Raw genomic sequence first — 15,125 nt, forward strand, 5'->3', positions numbered from 1 at the left:
ACGCAAAGTTACGTAGAAGTCCGTTTAATTTGGGAAACCAATGTCTGTAACCATTTTACTTCGCTAAACTCGGGGAATTCCTCATCGAACAGTTGTAATTTTTCAATATCCAATTTCATGGCCTCCGTTAATTTTTCCTTGGCCCGCTTGGTGTCCCTGTTTTTTAGGTAAACTCCTGCCAACTTATAGGTGAGTACCGCATTGTCTGGGTAGAACTCCAATCCTTGGATCAAGACTTGGATGGTAGATTCAAAATCTCCTATTCTCTTCAAGACCTCGGCCCAATTTCGCCAAGTGTCCAGCTCATAGTTTCCCAAATCTACCGCTTGTTTAAAGGCAAAATCCGCTTCATCCAAATTATCCATGGCCAAATAGATTTTGGCCGCTTTTTTCCAATACAAAGGATTCTCCCCATCAATATTTATGGCTTTGTTGATGTAGTAAAGTGCTTTTACGTAGTCCTTTAATTTGTAATGGAAATTGGTAATGGCCAACCAGCCTTTGTCCAAAAGGGGGTCTTCATGAACGGTGTTGTAGTAATAATATTTGGCCAAGTCATAGTTGCCCAATTTCTCATGACATTTTCCTATGCGAAGGAAGGCATGCGACGTAGGATCCTCTATGGAAATGGTGGTTTCATAATTTTCGATGGCCTCGTTGTATCGACCTAACTTCTCAAGTACCTTTCCTTTTTCAAAGTAGGCGCCAATAAAGGAATCATCAGAGATTATAGCAAAATCAAAAGCGGTAAGCGCTTCCGGAAATAAATCCATGGCGTAGTACATTTTTCCCAGTTGATGCCATGCTACCTCGCAGTATGGATTTCGTTCCAAGTAATCATTTAAGTAAAGAATGGCGCCATCAAAATCCTCCAAAAACTCGAAGCAGTACACAACATTGTAAAGGGACGAATAGTCGCTGTCATCAAACTCAACACAGCGCATAAAGCTACGCTTTGCCCTTTCGTAATCATCCATAAAAAGGTACTCCATGCCCAAAAGAGAATGGATGTCAAAGCTATCCTCGCTGATGTGCAAGGCCTCCAAAAGCAGATTTACAGCCTCTTGGTGATTATCTTTTTTGGATTGGATATTGGCCCTTTGGATATAGATTTCCTCGTTGTGGGCATCTATATTCTGAATTTCATCCAATAATCGCTCTGCAGCTTCATATTTGTCCTCAAAAGTCAATACCTCTACCTGTAAAAGCTTTAATTCCAGAGAATTGGGGTGTTGTTCCAAACCAATCTGAATGGCCTTTTTGCCCAAGGAGATTTTGCCGTTGTTCAGGTAATGGTGTATGATTTCTTCAAAGTCCTCTGCATCAAAGAAGTAGACGTCATCCGTCTTCAGCATGGACTCAAATTTACTTATGGATTTGTCAGGATACTCGTTAGAATCTAACGCCATAGGAACGTGTTTGGTTTAACTATGGACTTAAAATTAACCCTTTGCTTAGGTGTTTAAGTCCCATTTTGGGGTATGTTATCAACAAATTAGTTAACAGTAGCAGCTTTATACCGATTTAAAATAGCAATGATTTGGTCGCAACCTTGTTCAATTTCTTTCACGGAAAGTGTTAATGGTGGTGATATTCGTACGGCCTTTGGCTCAAAAAGCAACCAGAAAAGTATGAGGCCTTCCTTGGCCGCAGTAAGTATGAGATGGTCCGCAATTTCTTTGTTTTTCATCAACAATGCCAGCATTAATCCTTTTCCTCGTATTTCATCAATCAAAGGATGTACCAAAAGCTTACGGAACAGTTTTTCCTTTTCCAAAGTCTCAGCAATGAGCTGTGATTCAGTGATTTCCTGTAAAGTTGCCAGACTGGCAGCCGCTATCACGGGATTTCCGCCAAATGTGGTGATATGGCCCAGTTTTGGACTGTTTTGAAGCGTGGCCATCATTTCTTTGGAAGCTACAAATGCTCCAACGGGCAATCCGGAGGCCATGCCTTTTCCGATGACCAAAATATCAGGGATGCAATTGAAATGTTCAAAAGCAAAGAGTTTACCGGTCCTGCCAAATCCAGGTTGGATTTCATCCAAAATTAGAAGGGCGCCAACTTCATCACAACGTTTTCGGACTTTTTCCAGATATCCATTCTCTGGAAGAATGAATCCGGCACCACCTTGAATGGTTTCCAGGACAACCGCAGCAGTTTTTGTCGTAATCCTTTGCAAATCCGCTTCCATATTGAAGGATATAAACCGAACATCAGGAATCAACGGCCTAAATACGCTTTTACGCTCTTCAAATCCCATTAGGCTTAGACTGCCCATGGTATTTCCGTGATAGGCATTTTTGGCGGAAATAATTTCGGAACGACCTGTATAACGCCTCGCTAATTTTAGGGCCCCTTCCATAGCTTCTGTACCCGAATTGACCAGATAGGTGGTCTCCAAATTTTTGGGAAGGTGGGAAGCCAAAAGCTTGGTGAATTCCACCGCAGGCTGCTGCACGTATTCACCATAAACCATAACGTGCATGTATTTGTCCACCTGCTCTTTAATAGCATTGATTACCCGCGGATGACTATGCCCCAATCCGCATGCAGAGACACCAGCCACAAAATCTAAATGGGCCTTCCCCTTGGTATCGTATATATAACTTCCATTGGCATGGGATATCTCCAAGCCTAAGGGGTGTGGGGTGGTCTGGGCTTGATATGTGAAAAAGTCGTCTCTGTTCATTTAGGGACTCTGTGCTTTCTTTACTTGGGTCTTTTTGGGCTGTACAGCCTTGGTGTTTGGTGTGTTAACGGGGTCATTTTCATTATTTTGACGCTCATTCTCCTCTGCATCAATGTCGATGGGGTTGTCAATTCCCCGAATCGTTACTAATTCAATATTGTTATCGTCCTCATCAAAAATTTCGTCTTTGCTCATGATACGTTCCTCACCGCGCCAAACAAAACCCTTCAATTTTCTGCTATCCACTGGCAGCTCGGTTTCCGGGAAAATATCCCCATCGGGATTTACAAAAAAGGTGATGTCCTCAATGTCATTATTGGCCATGAGCAGCCTAATCTTGCTACAAATGGTCTTATCTATCCCTACTAATTCATTATCATCGTTGTATACGTAGTATATGACCTCCGTATTTTGAATCAGGTCTATGATTTTCAGTTCATTTTCAATGAACTTTCCGAGTAGATTCTTCCCTTTGGCTTGATTATATCCTTCGTTACTTATGGTGTCCAATGAAATGATGAAGGCATTCTCTATCACTTTTAGGGAATCCAATTTTTCAGTCTCCATGTCCGAAATTAGGTGGATGCTATCCCCGGTAATTTGGTTGTCCACATTCCAGAGAATGGGGTCCGTAATCAATTGGGTGATCCCTGTTTTTTCACTAAAGTGGATGGAATCGCACTTTCCGCTCAAATCGGTCTTGTAAAATTTGGCATTTCGGAACGCCCTTAAAATTCTACTATCTTCTTTACCAGTGACCATAAGGGTGTCGCCATGCATGTAGAGAGAATCCTGCTCCACCAAACTGATGGAAACTGCTCGTTTTGTGGCAAAAACGGAATCTTTGGCCTTGAAAACCTCGGCATAATGAGCTTTGATGACACCATTGTTGATGGTATCCGTAATTTTTATATTGTTGGTTGCCGACGCAAATTCCGTAAGCTTGTCAAAATAAAGGCTGTCACCCTTTATGATTTTGTTGTCGTAGTCAATGCGGGTATTCTTGATACCGTACCCCTGTTCAATTTTTGTGTCGTAAAAGCCACGCTCACAATAAATCTTGTACTCTTCCCCAATTATGGTGGAAGGACCGTACATATACGCATTTTTGGATGTTGTGTAATAATCCAGCTGTTCCGAATCTATTGTGTACTCAGGATTATCGATATGGACATTACGCTGAAACTGATACTTTTTTGGAGTCATAAAGTAGGTGCCTACCTTACTGGTGAGTACATTGGCCGAATCCACCACTTTTCCGCCTGAATTGTAATAGGATTCCTGTTTTTCACGATCAAAATAGAGAGTGTCCGTTGTTAAACTCATCTGACCGTTGGTCAAGTATACCTTTTCCCAAGCCTTTGCCAGTTTTGTGTTTCCATCGTAATCCATCTTGCCACTGTTCATCTCAATGGAGTCTCCTTGTTGCAAGCGTATATTGCCTATGGCCTTGAGTCGATTCTCTTTGGTATAAAAAATAGCGATGTCGCACCAAAGGTCGGCTCCTTGATGTTCAAATTGCACCTGCCGCTCATCATCTTTCTGAAAAATGGATGCCCCGGGAAATTGCGCCTCATCTTTGGTGAAGTTGGCCCCATAGACAATATTGATTTGTCTGCCTTGGGTTTCTACTTGGGCAGTGGCCATAAAAAAAGTGATGAACAGAAGGAAAAAAGAAATCCTTTTCAAATCCATGGAATTTTGCCCAAAAGTAGGGTTTTTAACCAAAGTGGCATACTCCCTTTAGAAAGGTTTGGGAATTGGGTGGTTGCCCGTATTCTTTTACGCACTTTTCCCAAAGGGAGTCAAATTCTGTTGCAACTTGTTAGTGGTAGATGGTATACCTTACTTTTTCTGAATTAAACTGATGGCAAATCCACCGCCCTCCGCCAAGGATAGAGAAAGCGATGTTTCCCTATTTATTTCCATGTTTTCAATGGAAATTGCTGTTGGATTTGTACTGTAATGGGCATCTTCAGCATCTTTATAGATAACGGCTTCATAGGTAACACCTTCATCCAAGAAGTTAAAATCAATACTGATCTCTCTTTTATTTTCATCGGTGATGCCCCCAACAAACCAATCCCCTGTTTCCCGTTCTTTTCGAGCGATTGTGACAAAGTCACCAACTTCACCATTCAAGACCACCGTTTGGTCCCAATCCACGCCCACATCCCGGATAAATTGAAACGCGGGTTGACCTTCATAATTTTCGGGGAGGTCACAGGCCATTTGAACAGGGCTGTAAACAACTACGTACAGAGCCAATTGCTGTGCGAGGGTTGTACTGATATGGTTGTCTTCCATAGTGGGAAGACCAATCTCGAAAACCCCAGGGGTAAAGTCTATGGGGCCGGCCAACATACGGGTGAATGCAACAATGGGTAAATGTTCTGGTGGATTTCCGCCATCAGCGGACCAAGCATTGAATTCCTGTCCACGAAGGCCTTCCCGAGCTATGGCATTGGGGTAGGTTCTCCGTATTCCAGTGTCCTTAATGGGCTCATGGGCATTAATGGCCACTTGATACTTGGCCCCAGTCTCCAAGACTTTCCGATAATGGTTCACCATCCATTGACCATGGTGGTATTCGCCCTTGGGGATGATTTTGCCTACATAACCGGTTTTCACAGAGTGGATACCCAATTTGTGCATCAGTTGATATGCTGTGTCCAATTGTTGCTCATAAGTGCGAGGTGCCGCAGAGGTTTCGTGGTGCATAATGATTTCTACCCCTTGGTCCTTTGCATATTGATTAATTTCTTCCAAATTGTAATCGGGATAAGGGGTTACAAAATCGAAAACGCCCTCACGGTCCTCAAAGCCAATCCAATGTTCCCAACCAGTGTTCCAGCCTTCCACCAAAACTCCGGTTATGCCATTTTTGGCCGCAAAATCGATGTACTTTTTGGTATTCTCCGTTGTGGCACCATGTTTTCCTGTAGGCTTTAAATCTTTGCTGAAGGTATTCATGTCTTGGGAACCGGCATAATCCCAAGTGGATTTGCCGATGTGCATTTCCCACCAAATACCCACATATTTCTTAGGTTTGAACCAGCTGACATCCCCAATCTTGTTGGGTTCGTTTAGGTTTACAATCAGTTTTGAATCAATGAGTTCTGTGGCCTTGTCGGCTATTTGTATTGTGCGCCAGGGTGTTTTAAAAGGCAGTGCCCTCTTCACTTTATATCCTAATCTATCGGAACCGACCAATTCGCTGGTCAGTTTTAAGTTTTTGTTGTCAACTTTAAGGGTCATACCCGCATAGTCAGTAAGATTGGCCTCGTGAAAGCTGAGGTGGATACCATCATTACCCCGCATGGTTACGGGAGTGTTCACAGCATTTTCTGGGATATAGGTCTGTGCTAAATTTGGATTGTTCCGTTTAGTGGTGGCATCGATTTCAGAAATTTTTGTGGTGTTGTACAAATGCTCATAAATATCCCAATCCCCGGGAATCCACCATGTCGTATAGTCCTCTGTAAGTTGAAATTCAGTGTTTTCATCTGTGATTACCAAACTGTCTACACCTTGTTGGGGCAAAAACTCATATCGAAAACCAATACCGTCATCATATGCCCTAAAATATAGGTTGATCTTACGATGGGGTGCTTTATCCTCTTCTAACTCAACCAACATTTCGTTGTAAGCATTCACAACTTCCCGTTGCTCGCCCCATGGCATTTCCCAGGTTTTATGGACTGCTTTTTTTTCTGAACCTAAGATTTTGAGATTATCCTTTAGAGGTTCTTGATTTTTAAAATCAAAGCTCATGGAAGAAGCATCAATAATCTGCTTATCATTATGGCTGATGAGATAAAAAAGCTCTCCATTGGCAGAGAGTTGAAAGTCGATGGTATTGATTTTGCCAGGCGATGTTACTGAAAGCGTTACGGTTTCTTGTTGGTTACAGGAAACGAGAAGCCCTGCAACACCAAAGAGTGCTAGTAGTTTGTTCATGATAGCATTGTTAGTTAGTTAGTCTGTGCAGAAAGAAGCATAACCAACAGTATTGAGAGAGGCTTCTATCCTCTTAAAAATACTAAAAAAGAAACAATGCCAGGGAATTATCGGTGTATGGTCTGCAATCGGTCTGGCCCTACGGAAACAATTTTCACCGGAACATCCAATTGTTGCTCCAAGAAAGCTATATAATCATTGAGTTCGGGAGGCAGTTCATGAGCCTTGGTCATTTGGGTAAGGTCTTTGTCCCACCCTTTCATTTCGGTGTAGACAGGAGTTACGTTTTTGCTCTCTATGTTATACGGAAGATGTTGTATTTCCTCACCCTTGTATTTATAAGCTGTACAAACTTTGATGGTTTTGAATCCGCTCAAAACATCGGCTTTCATCATCATCAACTCCGTAACGCCATTGATTTGTACCGCATATTTTAGTGCGACCAAGTCCAGCCAGCCGCAGCGTCTGGGTCTACCCGTAGTTGCACCAAATTCATTCCCTACGCGACCCATGGTCTCGCCATCTTTGTCAAAAAGTTCAGTAGGGAAGGGACCGCTTCCTACGCGAGTGGTGTACGCCTTGAAGATTCCCAATACCTTTTCAATTTTATTGGGAGCAACTCCTAATCCGGTGCACGCACCAGCGGCGGTAGTATTTGAGGAAGTCACAAAGGGATACGTTCCAAAGTCAATATCCAACAAGGAACCTTGGGCACCTTCTGCAAGAATTTTTTTCCCCTCGGCCTGTGCCTTAAAAATGTATTCCTCGCTGTCAATAAAAGTGAGTTTTTTAAGGGTTTCCACACCTTCACAAAATTCAGCCTCCAATTCGGCCAAATTGTACTCAAGTTCCACATTGTAGAAATCAATCATGGCCTCGTGTTTATCGGCCAATGCTCTATATTTTTTCTTCCAATCGTCAAACTCCAGATCACCTACTCGCATTCCATTTCTACCTGTTTTGTCCATATAGGTTGGGCCTATACCCTTTAGGGTAGAACCAATTTTGGCTTTTCCTTTTGATGCTTCGGAAGCAGCATCCAACAATCTGTGGGTGGGCAGAATTAGGTGCGCCTTTCTGGAAATGAGCAGCTTGGAGACAAAATCAATGTTGAATTTGTTCAGATTGTCCAACTCCTTTTTAAAAATCACAGGGTCAATGACCACACCATTGCCAACCACATTCATGGCGTTTTTATGGAAAATTCCAGATGGGATAGTGTGCAGAACATGTTTTATACCATCAAACTCCAAAGTATGACCTGCATTGGGACCTCCTTGAAATCGGGCTATGATATCGTATTCCTTGGTTAGTACATCAACAATTTTTCCTTTTCCTTCGTCCCCCCATTGGAGTCCAAGCAATAAATCTACCATGAAATGTATTGGTTATTCAGTTAGGTTTTCTTCTTTGTTTCTGGTCCCGTAAAAATACAATGAATGGTTATTGATCTTAATGTCAAAAACCTCTTCAATGGTCTTTTTGATGGATTGGATACGGGGATCGCAAAATTCAACAACTTCACCGGTATCTGTTAAAATAACATGGTCGTGCTGGCGATCAAAATAAGATTTTTCGTACTGGGCCTGGTTTTTCCCGAATTGGTGCTTTCGAACCAGCTTGCATTCCAGTAAAAGTTCAATGGTATTGTACAACGTGGCTCGACTTACACGGTAATTCTTGGTTTTCATTTTAATGTAGAGGGATTCCACATCAAAATGATCGTCACTATCATAAATTTCCTGTAAAATGGCGTAGCGTTCAGGGGTCTTGCGATGTCCTTTTTCCTCTAGAAAAGTGGTGAACACGTTTTTTACAATTTCCTGATTTTTGTTGTTTCCCATGGCTTTTACCTATGCTAATGCACAAAGGTACAGCTAAAAATTAAATTCTGGTTACTTTGTCGATTCCCTCTACCTGCTTTAAGTTGTCCATTAATTTTTTTATGATCATATTGTTTTTAACCATAAGGGTAATTTTACCTTTGAAGGTCCCTCCATCCGCAGTGAAATTTAGGTTTCTCATGTTCACGTGCATGTTGTCCGAAATGATGTTGGTAATATCATTGACCAATCCTAAGTTGTCGATTCCTGTAAGTTGAATATCCACCGAAAACTCTTCCTGGGTGGAATCTATCCATTTGGCACTGATGATTCGGTAGGCATAGTTGGATTGAAGGGAAATGGCGTTTGGGCAATTTTTTTTGTGCACCTTAATACCGTCAGTCACACTCACAAAACCAAAAACATCGTCGCCGGGAATGGGATTGCAGCACTGCGAAAGTTTGTAATTCAGCTTTTCTTCCTCTTTACCAAACACGAGCATGTCATATTTGGTGGTGATTTCATCCTTATCCACATCCTTGGGCGCAGGTGTTCTTCGGATGCGGTTTTTAAAGAAATTTAGGAAGGCATTATGGTACGAGGATGCAAAATCCTTGAGTTTTTCATTGTCGATAACCCCAATGCCTACTCGATAGAACAGGTCCAAACTGGTCTTTAATTTAAAATAGGTGACCAATTTGTTGACGGTATCCTCGTTGAGGTTGATTTTTTGTGATTTGAGTTTTCTTCGAAGGATTTCCTTGCCCTCCTCGGCAACACTCTTTTTCTCTTCTTTTAGGGAAGATTTAATTTTTGATCGAGCTCTAGCGGTCTGCGCGTAATCCAACCAACTTTGTGTGGGTTTTGCCGTTTCTGAAGTGATGATTTCCACTTGATCGCCACTTTGCAATTCGGAGCCAAGGGGCACCAATTTTCCATTGACCTTGGCACCACGGGTCTTCATACCAATTTCGGTGTGGATGTGGAATGCAAAATCCAATGCTGTTGCCCCTTTGGGCATGGATTTGAGTTCACCCTTAGGGGTGAAGACGAAGATTTCCTTGGAATACAGGTTAAGTTTGAACTCTTCCACAAAATCAACCGCATTACCGTTGGCACCTTCCAGAGCTTCTTGCAATCGATTCAACCATTCTTCAATACCCTGTTCTTTTTGGTCGCCATGTTTGTATTTAAAGTGGGCCGCATAGCCTTTTTCGGCAATTTCATGCATTCGCTCACTTCGTATTTGAACTTCTACCCATTTTCCCTTGGGCCCCATTACGGTAATGTGCAGGGCTTCATATCCTGTGGACTTTGGAGAAGTGATCCAATCCCGAAGTCGAATAGGGTTAGGGGTAAAGTGATCCGTTACAATGGAGTAGATTTTCCATGCAAGAAACTTTTCATTCTTTCTATCCGATTTGTATATAATTCTGATCGCAAATTTGTCATACACCTCATCGAAAGGAATATTTTGGGCCTTCATTTTCCTTCGGATAGAGAAAATGGACTTCATCCGCCCCTTAATTTGGTAATTGAGGCCTTCCTTATCCAAAGAATTTCGAATGACGTCGGAAAAGGCTTCAATGTAGGCGATGTTTTCCTCTTCGTTATCCTCAATTTTACCTTGAATGTCGTAATAGACATCGGGCTCGGTATATTTTAAAGCTAAATCCTCTAAATGTGTTTTTATGTTGTAGAGGCCAATTCTGTGAGCTAGAGGCGCATAGATGTATAGTGTTTCCGAAGCAATTTTCACCTGCTTATGCTCTGGCATGGAATCCATAGTGAGCATGTTGTGATAGCGGTCGGCAATTTTGATGATGATTACCCGAACATCATCGTGCAGCGTCAGCAACATCTTGCGGAAATTCTCCGCCTGTTGACTGATATCCTTATCTTTTTTTAAATGGGCTATCTTGGTAAGACCATCCACAATACGCGCTACGGTTTCCCCAAACATGCGTTCAATATCATCCAGTGTGTAGGGCGTATCCTCAACAACATCATGGAGTAGGGCAGAGGCAATGGAAACTGCGTCCAAACCAATTTTGGAAGCTACAATCTTGGCCACGGCAATGGGATGGAAAATATAAGCCTCTCCAGATTTTCGCCTTTGGTCTTTGTGCGCATCTACGGCCACATCAAAGGCAGAGCGTATCAACTTCTTGTCCTCATCGGTCAAGGTTTGATAGCTGATGCGAAGCAATTCCTTGTACTGCTTAGCAATCTCCTTGTTCTCTTTTTCAATGGCAGCCTCTGTCATAGCATATTAAAATTACCACAATCTTTATTGGTAAACAACAAAAATTATGCCTTTAAGTTTTTGATGCGTTCCACAAGCGGAGGGTGTGAGTAATGCACAAAAACATAGGCAGGGTGAGGGGTAAGGTTGCTTAAACTGTTTTTGGAAAGCTTTTTGAGCGAAGTGACCAATGGCTTGGCCGCAAAGGTGTTTTTGGCAAAATCGTCGGCTTGAAACTCAAATTTTCGGGACAGATAGTTCATGGCAAGCCCAGTTATTTCTGAAATGGGGCTGTACAAGAGCGCAAAACCCACCAGTCCTGCATGAAAACTGGGTGTGGAAACACCAATGGCCAGTGAAATCTCTGGATTATTGATGAACAATGAGAGGATGTAGAGCGTAAAACCGGTCAATGCGAGGGAGACCGTCAAATTAAAAATGATGTGCTTCCGTTTGTAATGCCCAACCTCGTGGGCTAAAACGGCCACAATTTCCTCTTCGCTCAAATCTTGGATCAAAGTATCATACAATGTAATTCGTTTTTCCTTTCCAAAACCTGAAAAATAAGCATTGGCCTTTGTGGAACGTTTGGAACCGTCGATAACGAAAATATTTTTAAGCTCAAACCCCACTTTTTGGGCATAATTCTCAATAGCATTTTTTAGACTTCCGTCATCCAAAGGAGTTTGTTTATTGAACAAGGGAACAATCAATCGACTATAAAACAAATTGGTAAAGAGAATGACGACCGCCACTAAAATCCATGTGTATATCCAAAAATGAGCCCCTGTCCATTGATAAAAAATAATGAAAAGGGACAGAATGCCTCCGGCAAGAACCGCTGTCAAAATTCCCGATTTGATTTTATCCAAAAAGAACAGCTTCTTAGTGGTTTTGTTGAAACCGTACTGCTCTTCGATCACAAATGTCTTGTAGTAGGAGAATGGAAGTCCCAACACCCCACTGCCCATTGCAATTATTCCAAAAAATAACAAAGCCATGGGAATGGTATCTGTAGTGATGGAACGGACAATTTTATCAACCCACTCAAATCCACCAAACCATAAAAAGCAGACCGTAAGCACTAAGGAAAAACCATCTGAAAGTAGACCAAAGCGATAGTTGGTTTGCTTGTATTCCTGTGATTTCTGATATTCCGTATCATCAAAAACATCGGAGAGCTCAGCGGGAACAGTAGATTTGAATTTTTGGGCATTAAGGTATTCCAATACTTGATGAACCAGATATTGTACCACCAAAATAATTAAAATGATATAGAACAAGTAATTTCTTTCCATAGCTTAAAATCCGCGTTGCCGCTTCGCCTCAAATATAAGTATTGCGGCTGATACGGAAACGTTCATTGAGTCGATTTCCCCTTGCATGGGTATAATGATGTTCTGGTCCGAATTATGGAGCCAATCTTGGCTTAATCCAGTAGCTTCTGTGCCTACGACAAGTGCGGTAGCACCAGTAAAATCACACTCCACATAATTTTTGGAAGCCGTTAGCGCTGCACAATTGATTCTTATGTGATATTTTTTCAGAAAATCAATAATCTCTGTAGTACTTCCTATTCCAATCTGATTGGTAAACACGCAGCCCACACTGGACCGGATGATATTAGGGTTGTAGGGGTCAGATTTTGGATTGGCAATCAAGACCGCATCAACTGCTGCGGCATCAGCTGTTCTTAGTAGTGCGCCAACATTTCCCGGTTTTTCTGGGGCTTCAGCCACCAACACCAACGGGGTTTTCGTTGTGAAACGGATGTCTTCCAAGCTATGCTTTTTTGCTTTGCCAATGGCCAAAATACCTTCTGTGGTTTCCCTGTAAGCTACTTTTTCGTAAACCTGTTTAGAAATCTGGACTATTTCAGCATTGCCATTTTTGGAAATCAGATGTGAATCCAACTGGGGTAAAATCTCAGGACAATAAAGTAGCGTTTCAAAATTGTATCCGCCTTTCGAGGCCAATTCCAACTCGCGTTGCCCTTCCGCAACAAAAAGTCCGGTCTTCCGCCGTTCTCTGGATTTGTCCTTGAGTAACAGGATTTTCTTGACCAAGGAATTCTGGACACTGCTAATGATTTTGGCTTCCATACAAATCAAAAATAGAGATTCCTGTAATTTAACAAAGGGCTTTTCGACCAAGTGACAAACTATAAACCATGAAAAGAACGACCACCCTATTACTCTTATTGGCCATTGCTGCCTGTAAACCTACCCCTAAAAAAGAAGAAACCCAACAGACGGTCCAAGAAAAGACAGTGGAAACTCAACCACAGTATCCTGAGGCTTTGTCTAAAGTTTTTGATGCCCATGGAGGAATTAAAAAATGGAAACAACAGCGCACTTTGACGTACATTTTACCCAAACCAGAGAATCCTGAAACCCATACGGTGGATCTTTGGTCTAGAAAGGACCGAATAGATTTCGAAAATTTTTCAATGGGATTTGACGGCAATGATATTTGGCTTTTGGACCCCAATCAAAAATACGAGGGTGACCCCGCTTTTTACCATAACCTAATGTTCTATTTCTACGGAATGCCATTTTTGCTAGCAGATGATGGCATAGTGTACAGTGAAACGGAAGACTTGGTGTTTGAAGGGAAAAGTTATCCTGGCATCCATATAGGATATAATTCTGGAGTTGGGATTTCCTCAAAGGATGAATACGTGATTCATTTTGATCCAGAAACCCACCAAATGGCATGGTTGGGCTATACAGTCACCTATAGAACTGGAGAGAAATCGGATAATGTGAAATGGATTCGCTATAACGACTGGCAAGACCTAAATGGAGTTTTGTTGCCTAAATCCATTACATGGTACAATTATGAGGGGCGAGATATCTTAGATCCAAGCAGTACGGTTTCTTTTGAAGAAGCTTCCATTAGTACCACACCAAAACCGGATAATTTTTATGCTAAGCCAGAGGGTGCAACCGTGATTGAACCAAAAGTGAATTAATTGAAAAAGGAAGTTATTATAAGAGCGGCGTTCTTTAAAACGCCGCTTTCCTTTTTATTCACTTTTTACTTCCCTTTCATATTTACCCATATATCGTTTCCATAGTTTGGTTTGATGGGTTTCCAGCGAAACATCCCGACCATCAATAAAAGCCTTAGAGAGCTGGTTGGTACGCATATCCAGTGCATCACCCTCCGAAATAAAAAGGGTGGCACTTTTACCTACTTCCAGAGTGCCGTAATCAGCATCAATACCCAATATCTTAGCGGTATTGCCTGTTATTAGCTGTAAGGCAGTCTCTTTATCCATCCCTTGACCAACCACCTGACCGGCATAAAAAGCAAGATTTCGGGTTTGGAAATTGGCCATGGATTCGTTCTGCAAACCTACCAACAGCCCTGCTTCCACCAACAACTTGGGTAATTTATATGGAAAGTCGTAATCGTCGTCATCGAATTTTGTTAGTGCATGGGTTTCGCTGACCAAAACGGGAATTCTGTGCTCTTTAAGGAATGCGGTAATTTTATGTGCACGATATCCACCCACAATCACTGTATGTTGTATTCCTGATTTTTTAGCTAGGGAAACAGCATCAATCATCTCCTTTTCACCATCGGCATGAATATACAGCCGTTGCGAACCATCAAATAGACCTTGCATGGCCAGATATGGTAGATTGGTTTCTTTTGGGTCCGCCATTCCATAAGCTTTGGCATTCTCCATAAAGGTTTTGACCTCAACTACCTGCTCCTCATATTTCTTATTGGGAATAAAAGCATTGGGTTCACCCTGCCACGTATTTCCTTTCCTATAAAGTGACGGCCAGTTTAGATGTATGCCATCATCGGTTTTAACAGCGGCATCTTCCCAGTTCCAAGCATCAAATTGAACAATGGATGAAGTTCCGGAGATTCTTCCACCCTGTGGTGTTGCCTGTCCCAATAAAACACCGTTTGGACGCATGCTTTCAACCACTTTTGATTCCGCATTATATGCAATAATACTACGTACATGAGGAATAAAATCACCTATTTCATCCTCATCCTTACTGGCCCGTACCGCATCAACCTCTACCAATCCCAATGATTTGGCTGGGGCAATGAATCCGGGATAGACGTGTTTTCCTTCGGCATTTATCATGGTGCCTATGGTTGGCGCCATAAGATCAGCCCCAACAGCCGTGATTTTTCCATCCACAAAAATGATGGTACAGTTTTCAATGACCTCTCCATTTCCAATGTGCGCGGTTGCTCCAAAAATGGCAACTTGTTCGGATTGGGGTGGAGCAGGCGTCTGCTGTGCGAAAGTTGTTAAACTCAACACTAGTGAGACTACAAAGATTAGATGCCTCAAAAACACCCCTAAAGTCCCCTGTCTAACCGGCAGACAGGCCTCAAGGGGACAATGATTACTTGAATTTATATCTGAAAA

Annotated in this window: 11 protein-coding genes; 1 reads left to right on the plus strand and 10 read right to left on the minus strand. The window is 42.1% G+C overall.

Annotation, left to right across the window (positions count from 1 at the left end; all coding sequences use genetic code 11):
* Positions 1 to 8 precede the first annotated feature (8 nt).
* From AB1A65_RS08715 to AB1A65_RS08755, 9 genes are all read right to left on the minus strand, one after another.
* Positions 9 to 1,409, minus strand: a complete 1,401-nt coding sequence (locus tag AB1A65_RS08715; RefSeq protein ID WP_366587897.1) for a tetratricopeptide repeat protein — start codon at positions 1,407 to 1,409, stop codon at positions 9 to 11.
* An 86-nt stretch (positions 1,410 to 1,495) separates the two neighbouring features.
* Positions 1,496 to 2,692 carry an aminotransferase class III-fold pyridoxal phosphate-dependent enzyme gene (locus AB1A65_RS08720; protein ID WP_366587899.1) on the minus strand — a complete coding sequence of 399 codons (1,197 nt, stop codon included), beginning with the start codon at positions 2,690 to 2,692 and terminating at the stop codon, positions 1,496 to 1,498.
* Positions 2,693 to 4,387 carry an OstA-like protein gene (locus tag AB1A65_RS08725; RefSeq protein ID WP_366587902.1) on the minus strand — a complete coding sequence of 565 codons (1,695 nt, stop codon included), beginning with the start codon at positions 4,385 to 4,387 and terminating at the stop codon, positions 2,693 to 2,695. It abuts the gene before it with no gap.
* A 150-nt stretch (positions 4,388 to 4,537) separates the two neighbouring features.
* Positions 4,538 to 6,652 carry a glycoside hydrolase family 97 protein gene (locus tag AB1A65_RS08730; RefSeq protein ID WP_366587905.1) on the minus strand — a complete coding sequence of 705 codons (2,115 nt, stop codon included), beginning with the start codon at positions 6,650 to 6,652 and terminating at the stop codon, positions 4,538 to 4,540.
* Positions 6,653 to 6,759: 107 nt separating this feature from the next.
* Positions 6,760 to 8,028 (minus strand): adenylosuccinate synthase, encoded by a 1,269-nt coding sequence (locus tag AB1A65_RS08735; RefSeq protein ID WP_366587908.1) that lies wholly within the window; start codon positions 8,026 to 8,028, stop codon positions 6,760 to 6,762.
* Positions 8,029 to 8,040: 12 nt separating this feature from the next.
* Positions 8,041 to 8,496 (minus strand): transcriptional repressor, encoded by a 456-nt coding sequence (locus tag AB1A65_RS08740; RefSeq protein ID WP_366587911.1) that lies wholly within the window; start codon positions 8,494 to 8,496, stop codon positions 8,041 to 8,043.
* A 40-nt stretch (positions 8,497 to 8,536) separates the two neighbouring features.
* Positions 8,537 to 10,741: a RelA/SpoT family protein gene (locus tag AB1A65_RS08745; RefSeq protein WP_366587913.1), complete on the minus strand. Its 2,205-nt coding sequence runs from the start codon at positions 10,739 to 10,741 to the stop codon at positions 8,537 to 8,539.
* Positions 10,742 to 10,785: 44 nt separating this feature from the next.
* The gene (locus tag AB1A65_RS08750) at positions 10,786 to 12,018 is read right to left on the minus strand and encodes a M48 family metallopeptidase (RefSeq protein ID WP_366587916.1); all 1,233 of its coding nucleotides are present in this window, start codon (positions 12,016 to 12,018) and stop codon (positions 10,786 to 10,788) included.
* A 3-nt stretch (positions 12,019 to 12,021) separates the two neighbouring features.
* Positions 12,022 to 12,822, minus strand: a complete 801-nt coding sequence (locus AB1A65_RS08755; RefSeq protein WP_366587919.1) for a TrmH family RNA methyltransferase — start codon at positions 12,820 to 12,822, stop codon at positions 12,022 to 12,024.
* A 68-nt stretch (positions 12,823 to 12,890) separates the two neighbouring features.
* On the opposite strand from AB1A65_RS08755, the gene AB1A65_RS08760 reads away from it, so the two are divergent.
* Complete coding sequence (locus AB1A65_RS08760) at positions 12,891 to 13,694, plus strand: DUF6503 family protein (protein ID WP_366587921.1); 804 nt, start codon at positions 12,891 to 12,893, stop codon at positions 13,692 to 13,694.
* A gap of 54 nt (positions 13,695 to 13,748) precedes the next feature.
* Here the strand turns inward: AB1A65_RS08760 and AB1A65_RS08765 are convergent, their stop codons facing one another.
* On the minus strand, positions 13,749 to 15,047 hold the full coding sequence (locus AB1A65_RS08765) for an amidohydrolase family protein (RefSeq protein WP_366588074.1): 1,299 nt from the start codon (positions 15,045 to 15,047) through the stop codon (positions 13,749 to 13,751).
* Between the last annotated feature and the right edge of the window lie 78 nt (positions 15,048 to 15,125).

This window comes from Allomuricauda sp. ANG21 (assembly GCF_040705235.1).
Lineage (GTDB): Bacteria > Bacteroidota > Bacteroidia > Flavobacteriales > Flavobacteriaceae > Flagellimonas > Flagellimonas marina.

Excerpts from the sequence above, each read along its gene's own strand:
- AB1A65_RS08715 (WP_366587897.1), bottom strand. The coding sequence starts at position 1,409 with ATGGCGTTAGATTCTAACGAGTATCCTGACAAATCCATAAGTAAATTT.
- AB1A65_RS08720 (WP_366587899.1), bottom strand. The coding sequence starts at position 2,692 with ATGAACAGAGACGACTTTTTCACATATCAAGCCCAGACCACCCCACAC.
- AB1A65_RS08725 (WP_366587902.1), bottom strand. The coding sequence starts at position 4,387 with ATGGATTTGAAAAGGATTTCTTTTTTCCTTCTGTTCATCACTTTTTTT.
- AB1A65_RS08730 (WP_366587905.1), bottom strand. The coding sequence starts at position 6,652 with ATGAACAAACTACTAGCACTCTTTGGTGTTGCAGGGCTTCTCGTTTCC.
- AB1A65_RS08735 (WP_366587908.1), bottom strand. The coding sequence starts at position 8,028 with ATGGTAGATTTATTGCTTGGACTCCAATGGGGGGACGAAGGAAAAGGA.
- AB1A65_RS08740 (WP_366587911.1), bottom strand. The coding sequence starts at position 8,496 with ATGGGAAACAACAAAAATCAGGAAATTGTAAAAAACGTGTTCACCACT.
- AB1A65_RS08745 (WP_366587913.1), bottom strand. The coding sequence starts at position 10,741 with ATGACAGAGGCTGCCATTGAAAAAGAGAACAAGGAGATTGCTAAGCAG.
- AB1A65_RS08750 (WP_366587916.1), bottom strand. The coding sequence starts at position 12,018 with ATGGAAAGAAATTACTTGTTCTATATCATTTTAATTATTTTGGTGGTA.
- AB1A65_RS08755 (WP_366587919.1), bottom strand. The coding sequence starts at position 12,822 with ATGGAAGCCAAAATCATTAGCAGTGTCCAGAATTCCTTGGTCAAGAAA.
- AB1A65_RS08760 (WP_366587921.1), top strand. The coding sequence starts at position 12,891 with ATGAAAAGAACGACCACCCTATTACTCTTATTGGCCATTGCTGCCTGT.